The organism is Lentimonas sp. CC4 (genome assembly GCF_902728235.1).
GTDB lineage: Bacteria > Verrucomicrobiota > Verrucomicrobiia > Opitutales > Coraliomargaritaceae > Lentimonas.
In genome coordinates this window covers 3,127,919-3,153,528 of the sequence record NZ_CACVBO010000001.1, presented here as the reverse complement: position 1 = coordinate 3,153,528, position 25,610 = coordinate 3,127,919, and the positions used below count along the sequence as shown (strand labels likewise).

The 25,610-nt window shown below is 48.5% G+C and carries 21 protein-coding genes; 2 read left to right on the top strand and 19 right to left on the bottom strand.

What is annotated here, in order from left to right; translation table 11 throughout:
• The first annotated feature begins 44 nt into the window (after positions 1–44).
• On the top strand, positions 45–2,396 hold the full coding sequence (locus GZZ87_RS13450; RefSeq protein ID WP_162025812.1) for a tetratricopeptide repeat protein: 2,352 nt from the start codon (positions 45–47) through the stop codon (positions 2,394–2,396).
• Positions 2,389–4,068 (top strand): exosortase-associated EpsI family protein, encoded by a 1,680-nt coding sequence (locus tag GZZ87_RS13445; protein ID WP_162025813.1) that lies wholly within the window; start codon positions 2,389–2,391, stop codon positions 4,066–4,068. The genes GZZ87_RS13450 and GZZ87_RS13445 overlap by 8 nt, the downstream gene beginning before the upstream one ends.
• A gap of 16 nt (positions 4,069–4,084) precedes the next feature.
• Here the strand turns inward: GZZ87_RS13445 and GZZ87_RS13440 are convergent, their stop codons facing one another.
• The 19 genes from GZZ87_RS13440 to GZZ87_RS13350 all read right to left on the bottom strand — a co-directional run bounded on the left by GZZ87_RS13440 (position 4,085) and on the right by GZZ87_RS13350 (position 25,356).
• Positions 4,085–5,035 carry a metallophosphoesterase gene (locus GZZ87_RS13440; protein ID WP_162025814.1) on the bottom strand — a complete coding sequence of 317 codons (951 nt, stop codon included), beginning with the start codon at positions 5,033–5,035 and terminating at the stop codon, positions 4,085–4,087.
• A gap of 3 nt (positions 5,036–5,038) precedes the next feature.
• A complete protein-coding gene (locus tag GZZ87_RS13435) occupies positions 5,039–5,965 on the bottom strand; it encodes a hypothetical protein (protein WP_162025815.1) in 927 nt (308 codons plus the stop codon).
• Positions 5,966–6,009: 44 nt separating this feature from the next.
• Entirely contained in the window at positions 6,010–6,630 is a 621-nt protein-coding gene (udk, locus tag GZZ87_RS13430) for a uridine kinase (protein ID WP_162025816.1), read from the bottom strand.
• Complete coding sequence (locus GZZ87_RS13425) at positions 6,627–7,991, bottom strand: O-antigen ligase family protein (protein ID WP_162025817.1); 1,365 nt, start codon at positions 7,989–7,991, stop codon at positions 6,627–6,629. Before GZZ87_RS13425 ends, udk begins: the two co-directional genes overlap by 4 nt.
• On the bottom strand, positions 7,984–9,225 hold the full coding sequence (locus GZZ87_RS13420; RefSeq protein WP_162025818.1) for a glycosyltransferase family 4 protein: 1,242 nt from the start codon (positions 9,223–9,225) through the stop codon (positions 7,984–7,986). Before GZZ87_RS13420 ends, GZZ87_RS13425 begins: the two co-directional genes overlap by 8 nt.
• Positions 9,222–10,091 (bottom strand): glycosyltransferase, encoded by an 870-nt coding sequence (locus GZZ87_RS13415; protein WP_162025819.1) that lies wholly within the window; start codon positions 10,089–10,091, stop codon positions 9,222–9,224. Before GZZ87_RS13415 ends, GZZ87_RS13420 begins: the two co-directional genes overlap by 4 nt.
• Entirely contained in the window at positions 10,088–11,347 is a 1,260-nt protein-coding gene (locus GZZ87_RS13410) for a glycosyltransferase family 4 protein (protein ID WP_162025820.1), read from the bottom strand. The genes GZZ87_RS13415 and GZZ87_RS13410 overlap by 4 nt, the downstream gene beginning before the upstream one ends.
• A 15-nt stretch (positions 11,348–11,362) precedes the next feature.
• A complete protein-coding gene (locus tag GZZ87_RS13405) occupies positions 11,363–13,006 on the bottom strand; it encodes a DHH family phosphoesterase (protein WP_162025821.1) in 1,644 nt (547 codons plus the stop codon).
• Positions 13,006–14,154, bottom strand: a complete 1,149-nt coding sequence (locus tag GZZ87_RS13400; RefSeq protein ID WP_162025822.1) for an alkaline phosphatase family protein — start codon at positions 14,152–14,154, stop codon at positions 13,006–13,008. The genes GZZ87_RS13405 and GZZ87_RS13400 overlap by 1 nt, the downstream gene beginning before the upstream one ends.
• On the bottom strand, positions 14,151–14,519 hold the full coding sequence (locus GZZ87_RS13395; RefSeq protein ID WP_162025823.1) for a response regulator: 369 nt from the start codon (positions 14,517–14,519) through the stop codon (positions 14,151–14,153). The genes GZZ87_RS13400 and GZZ87_RS13395 overlap by 4 nt, the downstream gene beginning before the upstream one ends.
• A 1-nt stretch (position 14,520) precedes the next feature.
• A complete protein-coding gene (locus GZZ87_RS13390; RefSeq protein ID WP_162025824.1) occupies positions 14,521–16,227 on the bottom strand; it encodes a SpoIIE family protein phosphatase in 1,707 nt (568 codons plus the stop codon).
• Between the two features lie 7 nt (positions 16,228–16,234).
• Entirely contained in the window at positions 16,235–17,338 is a 1,104-nt protein-coding gene (locus GZZ87_RS13385) for a response regulator (protein WP_162025825.1), read from the bottom strand.
• Positions 17,331–19,397 carry a PAS domain-containing hybrid sensor histidine kinase/response regulator gene (locus GZZ87_RS13380; RefSeq protein WP_162025826.1) on the bottom strand — a complete coding sequence of 689 codons (2,067 nt, stop codon included), beginning with the start codon at positions 19,395–19,397 and terminating at the stop codon, positions 17,331–17,333. The genes GZZ87_RS13385 and GZZ87_RS13380 overlap by 8 nt, the downstream gene beginning before the upstream one ends.
• Positions 19,397–19,945 carry a heme NO-binding domain-containing protein gene (locus GZZ87_RS13375; protein ID WP_162025827.1) on the bottom strand — a complete coding sequence of 183 codons (549 nt, stop codon included), beginning with the start codon at positions 19,943–19,945 and terminating at the stop codon, positions 19,397–19,399. Before GZZ87_RS13375 ends, GZZ87_RS13380 begins: the two co-directional genes overlap by 1 nt.
• A gap of 20 nt (positions 19,946–19,965) precedes the next feature.
• On the bottom strand, positions 19,966–21,138 hold the full coding sequence (locus GZZ87_RS13370) for a hypothetical protein (RefSeq protein ID WP_162025828.1): 1,173 nt from the start codon (positions 21,136–21,138) through the stop codon (positions 19,966–19,968).
• A 4-nt stretch (positions 21,139–21,142) separates the two neighbouring features.
• Positions 21,143–21,874 carry a sugar transferase gene (locus GZZ87_RS13365; RefSeq protein ID WP_244648121.1) on the bottom strand — a complete coding sequence of 244 codons (732 nt, stop codon included), beginning with the start codon at positions 21,872–21,874 and terminating at the stop codon, positions 21,143–21,145.
• A gap of 124 nt (positions 21,875–21,998) precedes the next feature.
• Complete coding sequence (locus GZZ87_RS13360) at positions 21,999–22,958, bottom strand: hypothetical protein (RefSeq protein ID WP_162025829.1); 960 nt, start codon at positions 22,956–22,958, stop codon at positions 21,999–22,001.
• A 531-nt stretch (positions 22,959–23,489) separates the two neighbouring features.
• Positions 23,490–23,999 (bottom strand): sulfatase-like hydrolase/transferase, encoded by a 510-nt coding sequence (locus GZZ87_RS19780; RefSeq protein ID WP_244648122.1) that lies wholly within the window; start codon positions 23,997–23,999, stop codon positions 23,490–23,492.
• Between the two features lie 145 nt (positions 24,000–24,144).
• A complete protein-coding gene (locus GZZ87_RS13350; protein ID WP_162025830.1) occupies positions 24,145–25,356 on the bottom strand; it encodes a TIGR03862 family flavoprotein in 1,212 nt (403 codons plus the stop codon).
• Positions 25,357–25,610: the final 254 nt, after the last annotated feature.

Genomic DNA, 25,610 nt, shown 5'->3' with positions numbered 1-25,610 from the left:
CCCGAGCGTATCTATTAGAATGCGATGAGAGGTAACATCTTAATATGAGAAAAAAAGTCCTCTTATCCCTCAGCTCTCTGACAATACTGCTCGCGATCGCAATTATCGCTACCTATTTGTTCACATCCTCGGACGAGGTTAGTTCGGCTGAGAAAACGTTTGAAGATCCGATTGATACAGTTAGAGCGCTAAAAAGAGCAGGCTCCATTCAATTAGCTTATAATACTGCAGTGACTGCCTTGGAGCAGGACGCCTCTCGGACAGATCTCGCACTTGAGGCTGGATTAATCGCTGCAGCACTGGACCAGCCAGAGGATGCTCAGAAACACATGCGGACGGTTTGGAATGACGGAATCAAGAAGCTTTCGGTGCTGCTCGTTATCATTGACACGTTTGAAGGCACTTCCGCTGAAAAGCTTGAAGAGTTCGAGCTGCTTTTTGCAGAGCTTGAACCATCTCCGGAGAATTTGAACGCTAAAGGACGCCTCTATTCTCGGTTTGGCCGTAATGATGAGGCTCTGCGAATTTGGAAAGCATTGGCCGAACAAACAGCCGATGAAGGCGTTCTGATACAAATTGCGCGGAAGCTAGAAATGATAGGGCGCAGGGAAGAATCAATTGCCCTTCTTCGCGAATATGCAAGCCAGGGACGGCTGGGGATTAAAGGCTATAACTTCCTTTGTTCACAGCTGGTTTTCGACAACCGGTTTGAAGAAGCTGAACAACTCATTCAGACACTCGACCTGGACGATCCGCATGGAGAGTGGCACTATAAGATGGCTCTGTTCGCACTCGTCCAAGGGCGCATTCCTGAAGCGGAACAGGCGATGTCGGAACTCGTGAAGGCTAGAAGTGATCATCCTGTAGATTTGGCGGTCGCTCATGAAGCAAGAATCTTCGTCGCTCTCCTTCAGGTCATTTTAAATGGAGATCAAGCTCAAGGTCAGTTGCAAGAGCTGAGCCGCTTAGCGAAGGAAGAGAGTTTAGTCTTTCCCTCGCGGAATGTAACGACTCCTTTGCTCGGCCTCAAGGCTGACCCGAAGCAACTCGAGGGCGAACAGCTCCTATACACGTTCCTAGGGCAAATTGCTAGTGGAGGGGAATTATCAGATTCCCTATTTCTTCGGATGGAGTCCCTCTTGAACGATTCTCCCGCAGTGTTTTGGCTAGGCATACGCTACGCTGTGATCACAGGACATCCATTTGATGGCGTCTCTCTTTATGCTGATATTGAAGAGATGCACCCACTGGAGCGGATCGAGGGAGCGGCTGGCTTCTTTTTTAAATCTCCACTGTTTGTGACTGAGGCTGCTCGTGCTTTCTATCTGAGCAACAAGCCTCGGGAAGCGCTTGTGTTGATCAATCACCTCCATGAGCGTGAGCTCTACACGCCTACATCGGTCCGATTATTTGCGCAAATCATCGACAAAACCGGGGATTCGTCGAATTTCGAGGCCTTGCAAACAGCGCTCAGTCGTCAGTTTAAGGATGATTTGAGTATCCAGCTTGCCACTGTCAATCAAGCTTACGAGCAGGGCGATATAGATCATGCATTAGATCTCGTTCAACCTCTAGTCGAGGCCAATGAAGCGGATGTAGGCCTGCAAATGTTTGAGCTCATGCTTCTACTCGAACAAGGGGAAACAGAGCTGGTCCTGGAAAAGTGCGACAGCAGCAGCTTGCCAGAAAGAAGCCGAAACCTGGTTCGAGCTAGGGTTGCGATGAAGCTGAATGACAGAGTTCGTGCGGAGCCCTTTTTCAAGAAAGCCCTTGATCCTGCAGACTACTACGGCTACCTCGATTACGCTCGTTTTCTGGTCGAGGATGAGCGAGTTGATGAAGCCTCAGAGCTGTATCGCAAAATTCTCAATAAGATGCCTGACAATCTGGTTGCTCTCCAAGGAATGGCGATCGTCAACGAGTTGAATGGGCAACCAGAAAAAGCGATATCAGTCGTCAGGGATATTCTCAGAATCACGCCGGATGATACGTATGCTCAGACTCGTCTCGCAAAGCTTCAGCTACAAACAAACAGTCCTCGGGATGCTTTGAGGACAATCAATAAGGTATTAACACGTGCTCCTGAAGATGCAGCTGCACGCTACCTTCAGTTAACTGCGATGATTCAGCTCGCTCTTGGCCAATCAGCACCGGCCCTGCAGCAAAAGAAGTTACTTGAGGTCGAGCAACGCATGGCCGAGATTTCGACTGAATCAGATGATGACCCTCAAATTTTACTGTATATATATTTAGCTGCAGCCTTCAGAGATGTTGGATTGACTGACAAATCGAGTGAGATCTATCGTCATCTACTTTCCTTGGAGGACTCAGCCTGGAATACGACGACGCTCAGTCGCGAGGGAGTTCAGCAGGCATTGGAGGCGTTAAATGAGTGACGCCGTGAGGAGTCGATCTGGATCGAGCATTGGGCGTATCGGCGTGCCACTCGCGATCGCCACATTAATATTTTTTATATTTCCTGTGCTCGGTGAGATTTACGAGTTACAGCTTCGAGAATTCTCAGCGTGGCTCGCTGAGATCTGCCTCCGTATCACAAATCTGGATATTTCACGCAAGGGCACCATTCTGTCCCTTCCTGGGATGACTTTTGATATCATTCCAGCTTGCAGTGGTTCAGAGATGCTACGCACTTTGCTTTTTGTCGGTATTCTCTGGGGGGGTATTCATCCAGGTATTTCTCCTCCTTGCAAAGTCATTGCCACCTTGCTCTCTGCACTGGTTGCATTACTCGCAAACGGATTACGTTTAACACTGCTCATCGGGTTTAGCTACATGCGGGGCGAGGTGATCGAAGAAGGTCTACTCCATACACTGATCGGACTCAGTGCATTCGCGATCGCACTTCCAGGGTTCTTTGTGGTCACGGAATTATTGGCCCGCAGACGAACGCATGACGATACTGATACCACGCCTGCGAGTAACATGCTGGCATTCACTCTAGTGCTCACTAGTATCGTATATCTACCTGTTATCTCTGCGTGTGTGGTCGCATGGAAAGGGACGGCATATAATCAATACGATACCTATGGTTACCTGTTTTTCTTAGTTGGAGCCATTGCTTGGGTGAGTAGTTGGAAAGCAACGACCGCGGACTACAAATACATGAAGCTCGGGAGTATTCTCTTTGCGGTTACATCGCTGTTTGCGCTCATCTCGCAGCTTCCTGGCCCAAACTACTATGTGATGGGTATCACGTTGATGGCTTCAATCTTTGTCATTGGACTTGCTTACCGAAGCCTACACTTTGCGCTTCGTTGTCTGCCTTTTCAGTTTATTATGTTTCTGTCTTTCCCAAAAGTCAGTGAGATCATTAATCTAGCGCTAGGCACCGACGGCATCGTAGCACCTCTTCTTATTAAGGCGCTTTTAACAGTCATCGCGTTGTTGTTTTTCTGTTTTGTCTGCTTGCCGATTAAGCGCCCTTTTTTACCTATTCAGCAAATGACCCGTTGGTCCGCTCTCATGACTGTCGCTGCTGCGGTTACATTAGTTGGTATGCTTTACCTCGTCCGAACTGACTTTAAAGAAGAGGCAAATACGTATGCACTGCCGTATCTGTTGGGGGCCAATGCTGAATGGGAAGGTAGCGATATCGTGGATATTCAAAGCCTCACATTTTATCAGCGAAGCAATGTCATCAACCGGCAGTATATTCGCGGTAAAGATCAGGTCGGCGTAATGATCGTCCCTTCCGATGGAAACCGAAAGACGATCCACACGCCTGAATACTGTCAGATGGGGCTAGGCTGGAAACCGATTGAGAGTGGGGTGATTGAGTTTACCAGCGAAATGGGGCTGCCATCCCAAGCGAGGAAACTCTTACTTGAGGATGACCTAACAGGGACGAAGCGAACTTTCATCTATTGGTTTGGTGATGAAAATGGAGTCACGATCGCGAACTACCCGATGTTTTTAATCTCTGATACTTGGAGAAAGTTCTTCGGTCGCAGAACAAACTGGAGCCTCTATGTCGTGTGGTATGACTCACAAGAGTCCTCCGCGGAGGAGTTCCTTTCGAGCCTTCCTGTGATCACTCCGCGTTTTTAATCTACATCTATCGACATCACGCTCGATGTAAGATATGCACCGTCATTTCCGGTGGGCAGTTCAGGCGTGCCGCGACGCCGCAACTGCCGGTGCCCGGGGAGGTGTAGCCTTGTAGAGACCCGCTCTGCCATCGGCCACGAATGAAACGCCGTGGCAGTCCTTTGGTCGGGCAGATCAGATGTCGTCCTCCGGGTAAACAGATTTGCCCGCCATGAGTATGGCCTGAGAGCATGAGCTGGAATGGATGCTCTGCCGCTTCACGGTGCACCTCGGGGGAATGACAGAGCAGGATACTGCATGCGCCATCGGGCACTTGGGCTCGTGCTGCCGCGAAATCGTGTGTTTGGTAAAAGTGTGGGTCGTCGACGCCAACAAGCCAGAGATTCGCTCCTCCGTGTTCAATGCAGGCGGATTCATTCAGTAACATACGCAGTCCGTGCTGCTCCAGAGCGGGGACTTTTTCGATAAAGTCGTGGTTCCCCATGATCCCAAAACGTGGTCGATCGCTGGCCATGAGGATTTGAGGCATCATCTGCATCGATGGGGTTTGGTTTTGACTGGTAGTGTTCCGGTAGTCGCCAGTAATAACCAAGGCGTCGTGCTTGCAATTGCGAACCGCCGTTGCGATTACGTTGGCGAGTTCTGGATCGATGTCCACATGGAGATCGCTGAGTTGAAGGAGTCTGAAGCCTTCGAAGGAGCGAGGGAGTCCTTCCAGTTTCCAATGCACTTCGATCTCGCGGATATTAAAAATATTCCGATGAGCCAGAGGCCAGAGAAGGCTAAGCTTCAGTGCCCATTCAGCGAGTTTATCGATCGAGATATAGCGTTCTATTTTAAAGATTCCTTCGCCCTGATGTGTGAGTTGAGCCCAGTGGTAAGCCTGTTTGAGTAAACGTTGGCGCAGTTTCTCTTCACCCAGACGTTTGGAGAGTGCTTCGTAGTCAACTTGATTCTCGGTTTTCAAGTTCTAGTTCTCCTTTCGAATAAATTGCTTCATACGTGGAATGATATGACGGGCGATGACACCCATTTTGGAACGTAGTCGGTTTTTACGTTGTAGCGACGGCGGCAGTGCAGGAAGAGTAGGGCACTGTTGGAGTGCATAGTCGATCGTTTTCATCACGTCATCGTAGGCATACCACGTTGGTTGTGCCCAGCCTTCCCATGGCTTGGGTTTGACTCCAAAGTGTGCGACATGCTTCTCTGAGAGCTGATCCAGCTGGAAATTTGCAATCGGTGGCGCGGAGGCACCAAAGGTCAGTAAGGATGAAAATACTGATTCATCCGTCATAAAGTATGCGGGTTGGTTATGGTTGACGACGCCATCATCAACGATGGGTAAGACTTTTTCGATTTGTTGCTGCCACTGTTCGATGAAACTGAGATGACGTCGGTGCAGGACAAAGCAATTGGTGACGACTGCGGTTTGAAGTCGAGGCACGGTTTCCTCGTCCACATCGTGCTGCCAAGTCGTTCGCACGGAAGCGGGCACCGGTCCCGCGGCTTCGCCTGGCGCGTAGAGTTTCCTGTAGGCAGTTGCATTTTCGACTGTGTCGCGCACTCGAATTTGAAATTCATAATTCGTGGGCTTCAACGACTGGCTGATATCCCCAATGACTAGGCAATCTGCATCCATCCAAGCGATATATTCGGTATCAGCTCCCAGCAAGGCAGCAGGCTTCCAGGTGCAGGGGTTGCGGCGGTTAGCAGGTGCCATTATTTCAATGGAAACATTGCCCAAGGCTTTGAGGGATGCGATTTGATCTTCAGAGAAATCGCGCACTAATAAGTGGACGGGGCACTGGAGTCCGGCATTTCGCACAGACGCGGTCAGCAGGAGTAGTCCCCAAAAGTAGTGTGCATCCGCTGCGGATACGATGGTGCAATTTTTCATTGAGCAATCATATGAAATACATCCGGACCTCAATCGAGCTGGCTCTAGTAGTTGAGCGATGCATTTTGATGCTTAGAAAAGAGTGAGAGTTGTTCCGAGGCCGACAGGTCGCCGGAGATAATAAGATCGGCATTCTTTGCACTCGGTAAAATGTATCGCCTATTGCCAGGTTGAACGGTCTTGGTGAATTGCTCAATGACCGATGCTTCACTACGGCCACGCTCTGCGGTATCACGATCAATCCGCCGCTGTAATGCGACCTTTTCATCGAGTTGGACAAAGACCTTTAGATCCGCCAGTGCATTTAAAGCTGGATAACACAGGGCAAAAATACCTTCTGCGATGAGATACTTTTTCGGTTGGATACGCTCACTGTTGGGCATTCTCAAATGTGTCTCAAAGTTATAAATGGGCATATCGATTTCTCTACCTGCTTTTAAGTCGTGTAGATCACGAACAAGACGCGCCTGTTCCCATGCTTCAGGTTGATCAAAGTCTTGATGCTCACGTTCTTCCTCTAGCAAATGTGTGAGGTCTCGATAGTAATGATCCAGTGATAAGACAATGCTCTGGTCCTCTCCGAAGTGTTGGGCGAGGTTTTGGACAAAGCTTGATTTTCCGGATCCAGAGATCCCTGCGACTAAGATGAGTGTAGGTGCTTTCATTCGGATTCGGGTGTTTCGTTTTTGGACACTTTGGGGATTTTCAGTAAGGCTCCGAGTAGGCCGATATAAGTCATCCACAAGGCGAGGTTCTTTGTTTGAGTCAGCACACGCTCTAGACTGCTATGCACGTAGGTAATACCAAATCCAACTAAGATGCCCACCGCAATGGCAGCTTCGAGGCTACCACGACGCATTAGAATTAAGGGAATCGTGCGGCCTGTCACGACGATGATGAACAACATATAAGTCACGTAGCCTTGCCAGCCTGTCTCTGCTTTGAGTAACCAGTAATGGCTTTCGACCACACCTTTAGCGTAGTCGTTGTCGACTTTCTGTCCACGGTCACGATTCCAGTCATCAATCACGTCGCCATAAGGGTAGGGGTGATTGATTGCTTTCGCGAAGTTATTCCAACCCACGCCCAGAGGCTTATCATTGACCATCGCCAAGGAGGCAAGGTTCATGACATCGCGTGTCTCACCACTAGCTTCGTTGCCTTCGTCGTTGAAACGAGCAATGATGGTCTCTGCAGTCATCGCTAAGACGAAGGTGCCACCGAGTGCCATAGCTCCGACCGTTAATATACGGCGAATCGATATACGATCAAAGAAGCCCATTGCCACGACAGCGACCGTGCCCATTGCAAAAAAAGCGAGTGCTGCTCGGGATAAGGAAGCCAGCACAATGATCCCCGAACAGGCAAAGGCGAAGAAGTAAAACAGGCCGCGCGCTTTGCTAACCGCGGGCGACATCGCGACTGCTAGGAGTGGTAGTGCCGCCATATAGGTAAACATGGCCAGTGGATTTTGATGCTCAAACAGTCCACGCACTTGATAGAATCCATCAATCCACTTCATCTTGGCGACGATGAAAAATTGATAAATTAACATGACGGCGATGCCGGTAAGCACTATATGCACCTCACGTCGCGTGCGCACGTAGTTGGCGATTGCATATACGATGAGCCAGGCTTTGGCATGTTTGACGATACTCATTAGCACGTAGTTGATCTCCAATGCGCTAAAGATCGAGAGACTGCTTGCGGCGACGTATAAAAACCAGAGTAAGGTGCCCATCGGGAGCCAAATGGTTTTTCGTTCTGAGTTAAAGATCGTCGAAAAGATTAAGCTGATCGACAGCATCTCCATCATGGTAAATTCGTAGCCTTTGGTCGCTCCACGATACCATTCAATCGAATTGAGCATCAACACCGTGGTATCGATGTGGAGCCCCATTAAAAACATCAGCAAGCCCATCGCGAAGTCTTCCATTCGCCGATCCTTCGAAAGGATGATCCCCCCGATAGGAGCGATTACAAAGTAACCACCAGCGAGGATAATGGCCTTAATTATATCAACCATGTTTCGGACCAACCGCCCGCTTGAGAATAGCTTCGATGGTATTTGTCATCACTGTGACCGTGAAACGCTCTTCGACCAACTGGAGTGCTATACGACTCATTTTTTGCCCATGGTCGGGCATCTGTAGTAGTCGTGTGATCGCACCGTCCAATGAACTCGGTGAGGCCGCCGTAAATTTGAGTGCATTGTCTCCATCTTTTAGCAGCTCTGCATCACCGCCGTCAGGGCACATGATGACTGGCACACCAGCTGACATTGCCTCGAGTGGAGTCAGGGCAAAGGGCTCTCCCCAGTTACTGGAGAATATATAGCCATCGTATTGCGCATAGAGTCCACGCATTTCGTCATGCGTGGCAGATTTTAAAGTGACAAACTCTTCGGCTTTGGCTTTCGCGATTGTCGCCTTTAGCTGATCGACGAATTCGGGTTCACCGCGACCATAGATGTCGAGGGTAAGTGGTTCGCCACAGCTCTCTCTCGCTCGTAAAAAGCCCTTGAGTGCTGTCATAGGATCTTTGTCCTCGGCTAGCCGACCGACCCAAAGGAACTTACGCGGTGGCGAAAATTCTGTCTTACGAGTGAAGCGTTCCGTCTCGACGCCACAATACGCAATGTTGGCATGTGAGACGGGGTAGCCCTGCTTGGCTGTCGTGTCGCGCATATATTGGCTGCAGAAATAAATATTCTTAAACTTAAGCGTGCGAACCGATGCCGTTGGCACCTTAGCGCTGATGGATTTGCGGACACCTGTGAGTGTTGCCAAGCTGCGGAGAGTGGTGCGCATGATGGAGCCTTGGTCATTCCACCACGAGAGCCACACATCAGCTTTCAAGCTGCGGGCGATCCAGTGATCGGAGATGTCGTAAACTAGGGGGCGCTTGCTTTGTTCTAAGGTGTGCAATAAGGATTTACTAATACCACCCATATTCCAAACGTGCACCACATCGGGTTGCAAGGTGTCGATTAAAGATTGCATGGCAACTTGGTTTGCCTGCTCCAGGTGGTAGAGCTTATGGATGGAAAGCCAGGGGTGCCCATAAAAACCATGCACTTTTAAGCTTCGGTAGATGCCGGACTCGCCGCTCGAATCGCGTCCTTCGACCGAGTGATCAGAGGTGAGCACATTGACGGTATGTCCGCGTTTGCGCAGGGCATTGACGGTTTGCATGCAGCGTTCTTCGTAACCACCGATGCCATGTGGGGGGTAGAGATTGGAGATCACTAAAATATTCATTTGCGGCATCCTTCGTTATAGCCGTGCATACGGCCGAGTCTTTGTTGATAGCGAACACGAAAAGCATGTGGCAGTTCACTTAGTTTTCCATGCGCCTTGAGATATTTTAAATCCTTTAAGGTATCTTTGATTGCAGGTAAAAAGACGTCGCGATGCCAACGACGATTCACGTCAGGGATGTTGCCTGCTTGTGCGACTGCGATCGCATCGCCTTTGGCTCGTTTGTAGGATTGTTCGGGCGTATAATTGTGTGAGTGAATGGCTACGGATTCGACGACTAGCACGGTGGCGTAGCCCGCCGCTTTCATGCGGCGGGTCCACTCATCGTCTTCTGCGTATTGGAGGTCTTCGCGGATCGGATATTGCTCCCATACTGACTTTTGCGCCACGCAACTCACCATGCTAAAAAAGTGATCCCAGTTGTCGGATTCACGGTCTGGCCCGAAGCAGCGGTCGTAGTCGTGTGCAAACACTGCCTCGCAATCCTTACGTGGGATTTGACGACTAAAGGCTGCACCCAGTTTCGGTGTGTCGACGGCTGCTTGTAGTAATTTAGTGAGCCATTGATCATTGGCCGGCGTCGCATCCGAGTTCAGGAAAACGACCCACTCATTGCTGGCGAGACGAAAGCCTTCGTTAAGCACTTTGCCCGGAACATAGGTGCCTGGTTTCGCGATGATAAACTCCTTCGGATTATAGCGTTTAATAATCTCATGCGAACCATCGGTCGAGCCACTGTCCATGACGATTAATTCGATGCTGCCAGTATAGTCCTGAGAAAATACAGCCTTTAAAGTGTCGTCGATGGCCCATGCCTCATTGTATGAGCGCATGACGAGCGAGATGCTATCGGGGATGGGGTTCATAGGTATTTGGCTTCGACTTGTTGATAGATATCTTCGAGTTGACGGGCGATTTGAGGCCACGTGTAGGAACGCGTTACCTCCGCTTGTGCGGCATTGCTCAATGCCTCTCGAAGATCAGGTTCATTAGCAATTCGTTGCATACAGGCGATTAACTCCGCAGCTTCGCCACTCTCGAATTTGAGACCCGTTTGCCCGTCCGTCACCAAACGTTGTAATCCTCCCACATTTGCGGCAATCACAGGCTTACCCGCGGCCCATGCCTCTAGCACGACGATACCAAAGGGCTCATGTCGTGAGGGTAGGACAAAGCAATCCAGTGCTGCAAAACGACCGCGATGCTCCGCGGTGTCTGGCGTGACTGGAGGCAGAATACGTATGCGATCCGCAGCCCCAGAAGCGGCGGCAGCGGCTTCAAGTTTGGCGGCATAGCCGGCATTGGTCATTGGGCCGCAAATGAGTAGGCCCGCTTTTGGGTTCTGCTGTGCAACGGCTGAAAACGCCTCGATTAACAGAAGTTGATTCTTTTGTGGGTCTAAGCGCGAGATGCAGCCATAGATAAAGCTGTCATCGGCGAAGCCTAGATCCGAGCGCGCTTGGGCACGTTCAGCCTCGCTGGCTTTAAAGCGTTCAGGATGCACACCATTGGGCAAGAAGTGAACACGCTCAGCGCCGAGTGCTACTTTTGCTTTCTCGTATTCAGAATAGCCCACGCAGAGAATCGCATCCACCTCATCCAGCATTGAGCGACTGCCAAAATAGGCTCCAAAAACGCGGCCCCACTCGAAGTGACCTTGCTGCGAGGCGACGACTTCGTCGGCTTCTGCTTTCGGCACATCAAACATATTACCATGGAGTGTGACGACACAGGGGCGCTTCGCGAGCTTCGCCGCTTTTAGGACGGAGGCACCCGTGCGCTTGGTCACGTGTGCATGATACAATCGCACTCCATCTGCTTTACGCAATGCGCGGTAGAGCGGCCAAGAGAGTAGGTTGCCACCTTTCTTATCCAATTGATGCGTCTCTTCAGTGCTCAAGCCGAAGAACGGATAGCAATAATCATAACGAAAGATAGGGAAGCCTCTAAAGTCCTCTTGCCGCGTATCGGACAATGCCAATGAGGTGTGGATTTCCGGACGCATCCCCATCTCTAATTGTGAAGCACATAGATTGGTAATGACGGCTTCTGTGCCACCCCATTCGTCCTGACTGAAACGCCGTGGGATATGCAGGATGCGATTGGAAGGCTGTGGAGGCATAGGAATTGGGGTCGATTACTGGGCTCGCCGAATATTGTTTAAAAGTAGGGGAATAAGTTGCTTCTTGCGAGAGACAAAATCATCCAGCATCCATGCTTGTCCGTTTTGCTGCAAGTCTGGTGGCAGGTGAACATGCAGCCAGTGGGCATCCTCACTCACAATCATAACACGACTTTCGCTTTTCAACACATCGGTCACCATTAACGCGCCGAAGGCGGAGCCAGTCAGTTTGACTTGCCGCGCGAAGGCTTCGTTCAGTTCGGTCGCACGCTGAGGCGTTAAAATTGACAAGTCGACCGTTTCAATTTGGGCCGCGATGAAGTGGACGCCTTCGAAGCTGAAAGGTTTGCAGTCGCGACTCACCAGTGATGCTGCGGTGCCGTCCGCCAGTTCATCATTTTGCCGTAAGACTTCGATGCCAAAGCTTTGAAGTTCCACGCCAGCCAGCGTCGCTAATTTTTTTGCGCGTGCCTTATCTGTAATAGTGCAAGTCGGAGAGGTGAGTAGCAGCGTGTCGGATAGCAGTGCGCCGAGTAATAGTTTTGCGATGTCATTTGGCGGTTTTAGTCCAGCTTCTGTAATCCGTTCATACAGAATAGAAGCGGTCGATCCGAGAGGCCGTGCATCGATACTTAAAGGCTGAATGGTTTCAACATCGCCGAGTCGATGGTGGTCGATAATCTCAACGATCTCTGCGTCCGCTAAGCCATGGATGGCCTGCCCGCGTTCACTGTGATCCACCAAACTCAGTTTGGGGCGCTTAAGCCGCAGTATGTCCATGGCGGAAATACTACCGATCACACATTGATTGGAATCGAGGACAAGTAGACTGCTAGGAGTCTTTTTAATTAACCGAGAGATTTCGTCTTCTCTCATTAAGCTATCAATAGTGGCAAACTCCTCAATCATGGCTTCCGAAGCAGGGAAGCAACCAGGCAGGCGCGTCATCATACTGATCACAGAGCCACGATATAGATAAACAGGGCAGGGGAGACGCTTTGATATTTCGTCCGCACGCGTATCTGAAACTCCAGTTAGGATCACTGCAGCCGGTGGGTTTTGTGCAATGCTATCTACTAGCAAATCTCGATCGCCAATCACGATTGCCGTGTGCTGATCCCAGTTTCCAGTAATACTGTGCTTGTGCAACGGCACTTCCAACCGGTGAACTTCTCCAACGCGATCGAAACCATTTAAGCAAGTTAGTGGTAAGCCAGTAATAATATGCTCAAAATCGAGTAGCGTGCCGATTAAATCCTCAATGTTACACTGTAGTAGATAGTTGGTGCGTGGCGTCCGATCACTGACAATTCCAAGTGGATGGTTAGCGTCGTCGACTACTACCACAAAGTCATTTGAGCTACGTTGCATCGTCTCTAATGCTTCTCGTAGTGGTGTATCAGGATAGACAAATGGCACGGGGCGGGCGATCTCTTCAGCCGTGTAGAGACAGCTTTCACGTAGGGCCGGGGGTGTTCGATCTGCTTGCTCAAAGAGCCAACGCGTCTGCTGGTTCAAGGGCCCGAGTCGCACCGGAATGGCATTATCTGGAGCATCGGAAATGGCGTGATACAGCCAAGCCAACACCTCGGCAGCGACGACTGAGTCGGTGTCGGGGTTTTTATGACCTGCAATGTAATGAGGGGTAGTTTGTGACATTAGTCTTGGGAGGCGGCTTGCATGACCGCAAAGATATCTTCGAGGCGGTTGACTGGTTGATCTGTTTCGAAATTAGTGAGCCATGAGGCGGCGCTATCTTTGTCCTCTGGGGAGTAGCCATGCATGCCGGGCACATGGCTCATATTTAGGAAGGAGGGGACAAATAAGACTCCAGGGTTCAGTAGATAAAAGAGTTCGCCGTAGCGCTTGTCTGGGAAATCGCAGCGCCATTTACTTAGCTGATCGTCACTGACAATTGAACCTTCATTGGCTTGATTCAGTAGCGCTGTAATTTGTTGGCGCGCGTCGTCCGTAGAAAACCAGAATCGCGCCATCGTTGAATCCCAGACTGCCGTGTAATCAACTCCATACTTTAAGGGGAGTGCCTCACAGCGTCGTCGTAGATCAGAGTTTTCCGTCACCTCGGTCATACCATGGTCACTGAAAATGGCGATACGCACTTCCTCATAATGTTGCTCGGCCAATGCTTTGAGTGCTTCTACCTTTTTTTCAAATTCGAGGAACGCAGCCTTTGCTTCCTTAGACCAGGGACCGTAGCGATGCATGGTTGCATCCAGGCCTGCTGTGAACAAATAGGCGAGTTCGACTTGGCCTTGTTTGATCAGTTGTTCGACCTCAGCATAGTTGGCCGTGTCGCCATTGCGCCAATTGGATCGATTCCAAGACTTGCCGGATACTTTCCACGTTTCGAAGATTGATGGCTGTCCGCCTATGATACCCCCCGGCTCATAAATGTCCTTTTTTTCAGTATAGTCGAGCCATGGGAGAAAGCGAAAGGGCACACTGTAGAGTTGAAAGTATCCAGTATAGCCTTTCGATTTTGCAAAATAGCGACTGAGTCGATTACGGATTTTATGGTAACCACCGATACGGTCGGGGATCCATTTAAAGAAGCGCATCACCTTGAACGGTGACTTTTCAGGAGGACACTTCACAAAGAAGGAAAAATGACCGTGTTCGCGCGGCGAAGCACCTGTCAATATGGTAGGGTCACAGGTCGCTGAATAGCCGAACAGTGTTTCACATTTATTTTGAAGAGGCGTCACCTTTTTGAGGATGCCATAGTGCTGCACGAGCTCCCAGCCCAGCGCATCAGCAAAGATAAAGAGGTGAAGTGTCTTTTTCATTCGAGGTTCAATAATTGCTTAATGAGGTTTTGCAGAATCCTTGGACTAAAAGGTTTAGAAAGCACGGCATTTGCCCCAAGTAATTTAATCGCTTGTAAATCTTCATCCTGCACCGAACCGGTAACAAAAACGATTGGGATCGTTTCCATACCTGCAGTTTCGCGGATACACTTATACAATTCAGCGCCATCCAGGTCAGGTAGGTTATAGTCTAACACCGCAAGGTCCGGTTTTACTTTCTCCAGCTGTTCCAATGCAGATTTGCCATCGCGAAAGAAAAAGCCTTCACAACCGGATCGTTTGACCTGCATTTGAAAGAGGCGAAACATCACAATATCATCATCGACTACTAATACTTTTTTCATGTTATTTACGTGTTAAAATTAGGAGTGTTTCGTCATCCTCTCGTTCAATTGACTGAGAGTGACGTGCACTTATCATTTTAGCCTGCAGTTCCGTCCATAGCGAATCAGCATCTAAATGATTGTTGCTGGTGAACCAATCCACCATCGCTTCCCAGCCAAAGATATCATCGTCTTGGGTCCATTCATAGAGTCCATCAGTGACGATGATCATACGCTCGCCGGGATCGAGTTGTATCTGCTTTTGTGCGTATTTAATGTCTGAAAATAGTCCCATAGGAGGTCCTGTGGATACGAGTTCATCCAAGCTGCCGTCAGCTCGTAAGCAAAGTGCTGGAGGATGCCCAGCGGCTGCATAAGTGATATCATGCGATTCCGAGTTTAATATAAACACGAAGCCAGTGATAAACCGAGTCTCGCCTTCTAATTGACTTTCTAGGGCTTGATTAACGCCCTCGATGAAGGTCGCTAAATTGCCACCGCGATAAGCGTAAGCAATAAACTGACTACGAAAGATACCTGCCAAAATTGCAGCTGAAATACCTTTACCCATCACATCAATGACACAGCCCAAATACTCGCCTGAGCTATTCTTTCGCACTTCGACAAAGTCACCTGCAACTTCTAAGGCGCTGAGACTACTGAAGAATAGATCATAACCTGGGATTTCGGGGTATTCTTTTGCAACGGGCAGCAGCTTTTGTTGTAGTGTAGTCGCAATCGACATCTCGGTCGAGAGTCGCTTTCGTTCGTCTTTTTCAGCATCTAATAATTCGCGACTAATTGAGACGCCTACAATATCAGCAAGCGCACGCAAATTGCGGATATCATTCGAGACGATAACATTGTCCTTTTGATCGCAGCCCAATGCAATTAAGCCGACAATTTTATCGCCGACATATAAGGGAACACAGCACCCAACGGGATAGTCTTCGCCCTGATCGAAGGGACAATTTTGACCTCGTGGAGACCAATTGAATGAATCATTTTGGTTCAGTATCTCAGCAGCCGCTGGTTCGATCTTTCCTAAGACTCCATACGATTTTATTAAACCTAGGGAGCGATAGATACTATTCTGATTTGGATGATATAATTCCAAGTGAATGACGGTATAACCCCTAGCATCCATGAATATATCCAACTCTGATTGGACAAAGCGATCCGAGTGTTCATCTTTTAAAAAGTTCGTAGCCATGTTGTCGAACAGTGATAGGCTTTCGTAGCAATCAGAGAGTTCGTCCAAAATAGCATCCATTTCTGGATTCATTGGTAACACACTATTGAGACGCTTGTAGGATTTTGTGACTTGGGCAATATATCCACTCTCGCAGCGCCAGTGCTCAAATTTATCTGCAAAATTATGAATGATAAATAAACCTCGGCCTCCCTCCGATAATGGATCATCAGGCAGGGAAGGACTACGAGTTAATGCTTCAGGAGGGCCGTTGCCTTCGTCTTGTGTCAATAAACACACAGTATTGTTTACTGACCACCACCTGACATAGATAGACAGGTCGGAGTTGTCGTGACATCCGTGTTCAGTTGCATTGTTGACTAATTCAGTGAAGGTGAGCTTCCATCCTTCTTTCTCCCTGTCATCTAGACCGAGCGAGAGTAAGAAGTCGATGAAGCGTTCGCGCACCCCGGGGATTTGCTTCAAATCCGCAGGCAGTTTGAATTCAGTAATGTAAAGTGCGGATTCTTCGGTCATAATAAGGTTATTTAGATTCGAGAGTGAGGCAGACTGTTAGAGATTCCTCCACACCATGCTCGGACCATGCCTTGATACCTAAGCATTTGATTAGCTTTTGAGCACATAACAGTAGGATATTTCCATCTATTACCTTTTTTCGTTTGTTACCTTGTAGTGTTTCTAGAATATACGGAAGTTCTTCAGCGCTCATTGCTCGCGTGTTTGCGTTTAAACGTAAAAGAAGACTGCTATCATCATTTTTTTCAGCATGTATGCTTAATTTAAACGGACCTTCTGTTGCGATAAAATTGCTGAAAGTGCGGAATAGAATCAGAATGAGTTCTTCTAGCAAAGCCGGTTGTGTGGTGACTCTCAAATCTATTGAGTGTGCTGTTAACTCGAATGGTCGACAGTATTCTAATTGATTATAACGGGCACATGCATCTGTAAAAATCGTATCTAAGCCAATACTTTCAGGCGCCTGGCTCTCTCGCCCCCTGAGATTCTTAAGTAGCACCAATGCCTCTACGATGACATCAACTTCATTGGCTGATTTATGAATGTGTCCAATGCATTGCATCCATTGCTCGTTGGCCTCACTCTCGGTCATAAGATCGGATAACAATTCGGCGAAGCCACTAATACTAGCGATCGAGCCCTTCATGTCATGTGCAATTAAATCCACGATCAGATCAAAATCGCTCGATGACCGATTTACAGGTGGCTTAGAAGATTTTATGTTTTCACGGAAGTCTAACAGCTCCAGCTGATCCTTTAAAATAGTGCTAACTTCATTGCTGATAACTGGTGTTGCGATGTAAGCACAAGCTCCTGATTTGAAGCACTGTGTTCGAATCGTGCGATCATTCTCATCAGCCATTATGACGATTGGTGTCTGGTGAAGGTCTTTGTTCGCTTTAATTTGTCGACAGCAGTCAAATCCATCAATTCCCGGAAGAATACTATTCATAAAGATTACGTCGGGCTTCGCAAGCTGGCAGCGCTTTAGTGCCGCTTCCCCATTTTCAGCGACCAGAACTCGGTGCCCAAGGTCATCGAGTATGTCAAACAGGATGTCTATGCTAATGGCGTTGTCGTCAACTAATAATATGGTTCGTGACTTAAGCATGTGAATTCCTTCCCAAAGATGATTCTAATTCCGCGATAACCTGATCTATTTTATAATTTTTTAAATAGGTTTTAACATTAGTAGCAGTGGTGGCATCTAGCTCTTCCAATTTCGGCAGTTGCTCTAACAAGGCCTTAACATCGCCTAATCTAGCTAGAGATATCATGTCTTTTTTAATTGGTGAGGTAGGGGAGTATAACTGGTCGTTCTGACTCTGAGAGAAACTATCCTGATCTACTGTTTGAGTTTCGGTCAGTTTTTGGTCATTCGAATATAGCCACTCAATGTTAAGCGGTTTTCGAATTGCCTCAAATAAATCCATCGCGCTTACAGGCTTTGAGAGAAAGTAATCAAACTGCCTGATACGCCTTTTCTCCATCGTAGAGAGTTGCATCAAACTTGCCGAAATCGCAAAGATAGGGGGAGCCGTGATCTTAGGATCTGAGCGTATGGCTTCAACGAGTTCATAGCCATTCATGAATGGCATGACGACATCGCTTAAGACCAAATCGTATTGCTTTTTTCGAACGAGGCGTAGCGCCTCATGTCCATTTTCTGCAAAATCAGTTTCAAATCCTATTGGCTCCAATAGGTCATTTAGCAGCAGGCGGTTGTCTTTAACATCATCGACTATCAGAATTTTTTTGGGTTCACCTATATAGGCAACTGGGAAGCCTTCACCTTGAAAAATCGTTGTCTCACTTTCAGACGGCTTCTGACTTGTAGAAATCTCCACCGGTAGTTCGAGTTCAAAATAAAAGCAGCTACCCTCGAGCACAGTGCTTTTAATTTGAATATTCCCACCCATTAACATGACAAACTTTTGTGCAATATATAGTCCCAAGCCAGTGCCATTGACTGCATCACGCGACTCGTCCACTTGACTGAAAGGCTTAAATAGCTTTTCACGTTTTTCTAATGGAATTCCCCGGCCCGTATCGGTAACTTCAAACAAAAATCGTCCGCTTTTTTGATTAAGTTCCAGTAACTCGACATTCAAAGAAACTGCACCTTGTTCAGTGAATTTAATCGCATTTCCTAACAAGTTAAACAGCACTTGCCTTAAGGCCCGCGAATCAGCGATTAAAAGAATTCGAGCGCCATCTTGTATGTGCCTTCCCGCTTCATATAGTTTTTTTAACTGGATCTGTTTTTCGTCGGCCTTCGATTTTATAATCTCTAGGACGCTACTGAGCATGCCCTCTAAATCAAATTGCGTAGGATTGAGTTGATGTTCTCCTTGTTCGATTTTGGATACATCGAGCAGGTCATTGATTAAGGCCAGTAAATGTTCTCCACTGCGACGTATAATGCCTACTTGGGCAATCTGCTTCGCGTCCAGTGTAGGTTGATTTTCTAAGATTTGAGAATAGCCAATAATTCCATTCAGGGGCGTTCTTAGCTCGTGACTCATTGTGCCTAAGAACCGTGTCTTAGCTTTGTTCGCTTGCTCTGCTTTCTGCGCAAGTTGATTAGCGCGCTCAATCTCTTTTGCTAATTGTTCCTTGGTGTGACGAGCCTCAGTGATATCTGATTGAATTGCGAGGAAATATTTGAACAACTGATTTTCGTCGAAAACAGGAGATGCTTGAATATGCGCCCAATAAGGGCGCCTTGAACCTTTGGCGTAGTTTAATATCTCGACTTGAAATGGCTCGCGGGCTCGGATCTTTTCACGCATAAGTTGACGCGTCTCATCAGATGAGTGCTCTCCTTGCAGCATCTCGCCTGGCTTTTTACCCATAAGTTCCTCTGGGCTGTAGCCAGATATGTCTTGTGTCGCTTTATTGGCCCAAATCACGGTATTATCTGGACCAGTAATGATGACCCCATTATTGATGTGGCTAACGGCATCAAATAGCATAAGGGCTTGCGCACTGGCTTGCTCTAGGTCTCGAGTCCTCTCCTCAATCGTGACCTGCTGTTTGGCAACTAGGTCGTCTAATTCGCATGTCTTTTTATAAAGGTCGTAGCTTTTAACTTCGAGCAGTTGCTCGGCTTCGCGGCGAGCCGTCCGCTCACGTTTAAAGCGTTTTTCCCATATGTTAGGATCATTCATTAGCTATCTTCATGTCCTTTGTAGCTAACCTTAAAAATGACAGACCCATCTGCCTTTGGATGACGTGTGATACTTGCCTTATCTTTAAAATGCACCAAACTTCCTCGTAATAAACCTTCCGCGAGATCCTCTAAGTGCCTTTCTGAAAGGTATGTCATTTCTAAGTCGCCGTTTGGTAGTTCGACGGTTTCAAATCGAGGTAGTTGTGCGTCAGGGTAAAGCTTCGCCACTTCAACATGCACCACACCATCCAAACGTAGTAATAAATCACGGCTACAATTGCAGTCGGTCAACATCATCGGATAACCCTCTGCAAGCTTGGCAAACAAGTAGCTGCCATAAGTCACTAATAGTTTAGCAATCGGAACATTCGTTTCCTTCTCCAGCGACTGGAGTAGGGCGACCATCTCAGTGTGTGGATAGGTGCCGACTGCGGTGTAAGCTCCCTTGGATGGTAATTCCGACGAATCAATAATGGTATCCACTATTTCGAAACCAAAGTGTTCCTCCACCATTTCGAGGAAATTTGTAAATACCATACCTTTCATATTATTACCTTATTTTAGTGTTAATTGCCAAAAAGTTCCATCCACCAATTATCAAAGAGCTGGCGGCAGAGTGTCGCATCTGCAGTGGCATGATACACACTATGAAGCGCTTCTTCCATATCGCCTGGCTCTGACGCGCCCATCACATCTGCATAGCTGAAAGCGCCCAGCGGAGCTTTACGCAGTATTGATTGCCATTCTTCCGGCAGGTCTGCTAATGCGCTCGCTTCGCGTGGCGTGATACCAAAGAGCGCGAGTTGCCCTTTTAGCACGAGCCGTAGCCATGGGCTCCGGTCTTCAACTGCTCGACTATTTAACGCAGGCCATTGTTGACCATCGATTCCCTTAAAGTGACCAGTTGGCCTTGGCTGTGATCGCCAACGCCATAGTAGACGCATGGCTCGGAGACGGTCGCGCAAGGATGGAGCTTCCTGTGCAGTGGTGCCTTGATTGCCGTGCAGACTGGATGCGACGAAACCTTCGAGACCGCGCACATAGGCTTGGTGCTTTAGGTTGAGTAAATTATTGCGGTGAATGATGCTGTCGATCAGATCCGTTTCCGGGCCCAGATAAGTGTGAGCTGCTATATGTGCACGCACGACTCGATTGTTACCAGCAACGATGCAGCCATCTTCAATGACCGCACCTGGACCAATCACTGCGCCTGGGCCAATTGAAACATGATTTCCTAGCCAGAAGGGCGCATTTAACTTGGCGTCTGGAGCAATTTCACAGCTACGGCCAATGGCAGCATAGATACCATAGCTTTTAGTTTCTTCGGTAAAGCTAACCAGCCACGCTTGTTCGAGACTGTGCCAATACTTGATTAACTCCCAACCCGCATTCGGGTCTGCCGCTAGAGTGGGGGTTCTGGGCAAGCGATTGATACAGTCATCGGATTCAACACCTTCGATGGTGCGAACAGTTACAATTTCAATTTCGATGGGCCAAAGTGTGGCTTGCTTGAGCGCCTTACGGACATCGCTTGGGCGATCCGAAATGTAGAGCACCACCTTTTCAGATCCTTGATCGACAGCGGCATCCAGCCAGTGAAAGAGCAAGGCTTGTTCGCCCACTTGCCACAGCGCAAATGGCAGTCGACGTTGCCAAACAGTATCTAAACGCCCCCAGTCTGGTAAAGTAAGACGCCATAAAACGGGACCATCACGATTGGGTTCAGGAATGTCGCTCATTTGCTTAGTAGGCTCCTTTACCTAATAACACGGCCGGGACGGTTTTTAAGATAATCATGAGATCGCCCCAAAAACCTTGTGAATGTATATACTGTAGATCAAGGCGAACCTGCCCTTCAAAATCGATATCGGCACGGCCTCCGATTTGCCAAAGACATGTAATACCAGGCTTGGCTTGTAGCCGACGCAGATGCCTTGCGCCATATAGAGCCACTTCACGTGGCACTGGCGGGCGTGGGCCGACCAATGACATATTACCGATCAATACATTCACGAACTGTGGAAACTCATCGATTGATAGCTTACGAATCCATTTACCAGGTTTTGTGATTCGAGGGTCATCTTTCATTTTAAAAGTAACGGCACTATCCCCATGCTCGTTTTGTTCCAGAATCTCGTCTTTGATTTGATCTGCATTCATGACCATGGAACGAAACTTCCAAATCTCAAACAGCTCACCACCAGCTCCCACTCTAACTTGTTTGAAGAGCACAGGGCCGCCATCATCCAATTTAATGGCCAAGGCAGTAACCAAAAAAATCGGCGAACTAATGACAATCGCACATAATCCACCAACAATATCTACCAATCGTTTTAACCCTAGGGTCATTCGAATAATTAAGCGCCAACGTAGCCGCTTTAATCGAGCTCTATGTTGCCATTTTTCAACATCACCTGAGAGTATCCCCTGTGCCCAAAAATTAGTTTCTTTTAGGTTATCTTGATTCTCAATCACAGCTCAGACGAGAGGAGGTAACATCACCCCAATCTCGAAAATAAGCTATGCTTTAAATTGTCGACAAGCAAATAAAAAAGATCAAATTTTTCTAGTTAGAAATACTGGTTTTAGCTAATCATATCTATATCTTTTTTATATCTGAATGCGTGATGGTTTGCTTCATCCGTTCCTCATATTTTTCGAGTTTGAGTTTTCGAACCGTCGGTATCAGAGGTGCGGCCTCGTCGCAGTCCATCCAATCGAGAATGTTGAGGATTTTGAGCGTCGCATAGGATTGGTTCTGCAACATTGCTTTCAGGCAAGCGAGGCCTGCCTCCTGATCGCCGTGTTTGACTAATAGCCAAGCGGCCATGGCGCGGACCTCATGCGAATCATCAGTGAGGCCCTTACGGGCGGTTTCGACATCGTTGAGTAAAAAACAACCGACGATGCCCCAGTAGCGCAAACCACAGTCAGTTTGGTTGAGCAGTTCTCTTAGCTTTGGTAAATTGGAAGCGTCTTCTGCGAGTGCCAAATCTGCTGCATTGAGCAGGGAAGGGAGGTCATACAAATCCGGGTTGCGCACCATTTCGTAAATCGTTGTATCGTGCTCTGCAGCGCGTTTGACCATTTCTGATTCAGGTAGAAGGCCCGATTCGTGCACCTGTAGTTGCCATGCGCGCAGGTGAGTGCGCATGCGTGCCAACACTGGCTCGAACTCGGGGTTGTCGGCTAGATTTACAACGTTATCGGGGTCTTTGCGGGAGTCGTAGAGCTCTTCAGTCCAGCGTTTTGGACGAAAAAAACGAGATTCCACCTCACTGGCGCGTCCGGATTCGACATGAGCGACCCATGTTTGAGTCGCCTTCATTTTCCACAAATAGCTAAGTTGCTGCATCCAGGGCGTGTAGGGCATATAGTTACGGATATAGAGATACTGCTGATCGCCAATCGCACGTGCGTTTTCATTGCGTTCGTCCATACGGCCACGGAAGGCGTGATAATACTCCGGCTCTGGTTCGGCTGCATTACCCAGAAAGATGGTGCCTTGCATCGTCGCGGGAATGTCGCTCCCAGTGAGACTTAGCCAAGTCTTAGGCATGTCCACAAAGCTGACAATGCGATTGATCTGTGTGCCTGCTTGGTCCGCTGGCCAGAGTGCTTTATCCTAAAAAGAGGAGTTAGGAGGCAGTAGTTAGAAGTTAGAAGCTGATGGTCAGTGTCTTATGTAGATGTTGTAGTTCGCCAAATTGGCGAAGGCATTCTTGACCCTAAGCGACTCATTAACAAAGACTAACTTCTTACTCCTTACTTCTAACTCCTGTATATAGGTTTACATTTCTCAGGAATTCGCAGGATCAATGGACAGTGTAACCCTGAGCTGAACAGGAAGCGCTTACTGCGAGGCAAGACGCCACCATGGTCAGAATTGTAGATAATGATGGTATTCTCAGCGAGGCCGGCAGCTTCCAGTGCTTGTAGTCACACACCGATGGCTGCATCCATTCTAGCGACTGCTTCATGATAGTGTGCGTAGTTTTTACGCATGTCGGGTAGGTCGGGATGATAGGTGCGTAGGGGCGTGTGCGCGGGGTCGTGCGTTGTATTCTCGACAGAGCCGAAGGCTTTGCTCTCATGTGACAGTGTTGAGTTGATTATCTGGAAAAAAAGGCTGTTGCTGCTTGAGTGCCTTCCAGTCGACTTTGTTGGGGTTATCCCAGCAGTCAGAATCAGGTCGGCCACCGATATTATAATCGGTCTTCTTGTCATTCCCGACGTAGTAGCCATTGGCGCGAAGCTGATCAGGATAATAGGCAATGAGGTCATGCGGAATGTCGTAGCGACTGCGCATCGGGTGTGTGCCCATGGAAATGGCGTTAATGCCAGTAATCCATGTCGAGCGTGAGGGCGCACAAACAGGTGCGCTGGCGTAAGCATGCATGTATTGAAATCCGTCATCGGCGAGCTGATCGATATTCGGGGTCTTCGCATTTGGATTCCCGTAACATCCAACCCAAGCGATATTATTGTCCTCAGACGTCAACCACAGGATGTTTGGTCGTTCCAGTGGTAGCGTATCAGCGGCGATCAACGGTGCGACTGCCAACTCAATGAGGCAGATCAGGGTAAGCACTAATTTCATAGATTCAACATGCGAGAGAGCAGTAGTCTGTCATTCAAAAAAACAACAATTAGACATAATATATATTGTGCGTAATGTGTAGAGCAGTGCTACATGTCTGAGCGCGAAATCATTCAAATCAATAAAGCCTTAAATATCAGTGTAATTATACTGACTTTAAACTTGCTGCATATCCAGCCGTGCTACCTGTGGCGAAGCAACCTTGCATCAAAAAGCCGCCTGTGGGTGCTTCCCAATCAATCATTTCACCAGCGCAATACACATTCTGCAGTTTCTTTAGCATGAGTGTCTCATCGAGTTCATTCCATGCGACGCCGCCGCTGGTTGAAATCACTTCGTCCAGTGGTCGTGCGCCGCTCAATGGAATGCGGCAGGATTTGACAACCTCGGCCAGCGCCTGAGCGGAATCGAATTCACCATGGAGTTGCTGAATAATCGCACAGGCGCCTTTGCTGAGTTTCCAGCGTAGCTGTGCTTCGTGGAAGAAATTACGGCGTGCGGACTCCATTTTCTGCACCAGGCGCTCAACGGTAAAGGTTGGCTTAAAATCGATCACGATTTCGGGTGCATCCATTTCGCGCAATGTGCGACCCAATGCATAGATCGGCGTGCCTTCAAAGCCATAGCGTGTAATCATCAATTCGCCGATATGTAGTTCTTCGCCAACGCGGACGTGGATATTGTGCAAGGGGCACCCTTCTGCTGCTGTTCGTGTAGCCTCCGTCCAGTTCGCCTCCCAGCCACAATTAGCCGATTGTAGCTTTTCGACGGCAATTCCGTGCTTTTCAAGAACACTGACCCACTGTCCATTGGAACCCGTTTTAGGCCATGAGCCACCGCCCATTGCTAGAATGACGGCGTCAAAATCCTGATCAAACACCCCTTCTGGGCATTCGATTTCAAGCTCAATTAACTCACCCATCGTTCGCAAGTCTAACCAGCGATGATTCATCTGGAAGTCGACGCCCATCTCGCGCAGACGCTGCACCCAGCGTCGTAAGATCGGTGCGGCCTTTTTAGTTTCTGGAAAGACCTTACCGCCAGCGGTTGAAAAGGTATTGATGCCGAGTGATTGCGCCCATTCGGTCATGGCAGTGTTATCAAAATCTCCGATGATTTTACGCCATGTGGGCACGGGTAAATCCTTGCCGGAATATTGTGCGACAAAGGTCTCAAATGCAGCGCTGTTGGTGATATTGAGCCCGCTCTTACCTGCGACAAGGAACTTACGCCCAACGGATGGCTTCGCATCAAACACGGTAACGAATGCGCCGGCGTTAGCAGCCACTTCTGCGGCACGTAGACCTGCGGGGCCGCCGCCGATGATCGCGATATTTCGTTGTGTTTGGTTGCTCATAGATTGAGTGGATATGGCAGAACGCTCAGGCAAGCAAGCGAGCTTGCGATGAAAGTGCACAAACATCTACTACTGAAAAGATCTTATGCTCTGTTATTCAGCGGAGCTGAGACCGCTTATTAATGCTAATATTACGCTTATTATTGGGGAGGGACGAGCTCCGCCTCGTCCTGCGGTGTGTAAGTGCTTAGGTTCAGTGGCCGGCGCAGAGGCGTTCCCTCCCTCAGTAACACACACATAGCAGACCCCATGAG

What these genes read in the sequence shown, in the direction of transcription:
- GZZ87_RS13450 (WP_162025812.1), top strand. Translation starts at nt 45, where the DNA reads ATGAGAAAAAAAGTCCTCTTATCCCTCAGCTCTCTGACAATACTGCTC.
- GZZ87_RS13445 (WP_162025813.1), top strand. Translation starts at nt 2,389, where the DNA reads ATGAGTGACGCCGTGAGGAGTCGATCTGGATCGAGCATTGGGCGTATC.
- GZZ87_RS13435 (WP_162025815.1), bottom strand. Translation starts at nt 5,965, where the DNA reads ATGAAAAATTGCACCATCGTATCCGCAGCGGATGCACACTACTTTTGG.
- udk (WP_162025816.1), bottom strand. Translation starts at nt 6,630, where the DNA reads ATGAAAGCACCTACACTCATCTTAGTCGCAGGGATCTCTGGATCCGGA.
- GZZ87_RS13425 (WP_162025817.1), bottom strand. Translation starts at nt 7,991, where the DNA reads ATGGTTGATATAATTAAGGCCATTATCCTCGCTGGTGGTTACTTTGTA.
- GZZ87_RS13420 (WP_162025818.1), bottom strand. Translation starts at nt 9,225, where the DNA reads ATGAATATTTTAGTGATCTCCAATCTCTACCCCCCACATGGCATCGGT.
- GZZ87_RS13415 (WP_162025819.1), bottom strand. Translation starts at nt 10,091, where the DNA reads ATGAACCCCATCCCCGATAGCATCTCGCTCGTCATGCGCTCATACAAT.
- GZZ87_RS13410 (WP_162025820.1), bottom strand. Translation starts at nt 11,347, where the DNA reads ATGCCTCCACAGCCTTCCAATCGCATCCTGCATATCCCACGGCGTTTC.
- GZZ87_RS13405 (WP_162025821.1), bottom strand. Translation starts at nt 13,006, where the DNA reads ATGTCACAAACTACCCCTCATTACATTGCAGGTCATAAAAACCCCGAC.
- GZZ87_RS13400 (WP_162025822.1), bottom strand. Translation starts at nt 14,154, where the DNA reads ATGAAAAAGACACTTCACCTCTTTATCTTTGCTGATGCGCTGGGCTGG.
- GZZ87_RS13395 (WP_162025823.1), bottom strand. Translation starts at nt 14,519, where the DNA reads ATGAAAAAAGTATTAGTAGTCGATGATGATATTGTGATGTTTCGCCTC.
- GZZ87_RS13390 (WP_162025824.1), bottom strand. Translation starts at nt 16,227, where the DNA reads ATGACCGAAGAATCCGCACTTTACATTACTGAATTCAAACTGCCTGCG.
- GZZ87_RS13385 (WP_162025825.1), bottom strand. Translation starts at nt 17,338, where the DNA reads ATGCTTAAGTCACGAACCATATTATTAGTTGACGACAACGCCATTAGC.
- GZZ87_RS13380 (WP_162025826.1), bottom strand. Translation starts at nt 19,397, where the DNA reads ATGAATGATCCTAACATATGGGAAAAACGCTTTAAACGTGAGCGGACG.
- GZZ87_RS13375 (WP_162025827.1), bottom strand. Translation starts at nt 19,945, where the DNA reads ATGAAAGGTATGGTATTTACAAATTTCCTCGAAATGGTGGAGGAACAC.
- GZZ87_RS13370 (WP_162025828.1), bottom strand. Translation starts at nt 21,138, where the DNA reads ATGAGCGACATTCCTGAACCCAATCGTGATGGTCCCGTTTTATGGCGT.
- GZZ87_RS13360 (WP_162025829.1), bottom strand. Translation starts at nt 22,958, where the DNA reads ATGCCTAAGACTTGGCTAAGTCTCACTGGGAGCGACATTCCCGCGACG.
- GZZ87_RS19780 (WP_244648122.1), bottom strand. Translation starts at nt 23,999, where the DNA reads ATGAAATTAGTGCTTACCCTGATCTGCCTCATTGAGTTGGCAGTCGCA.
- GZZ87_RS13350 (WP_162025830.1), bottom strand. Translation starts at nt 25,356, where the DNA reads ATGAGCAACCAAACACAACGAAATATCGCGATCATCGGCGGCGGCCCC.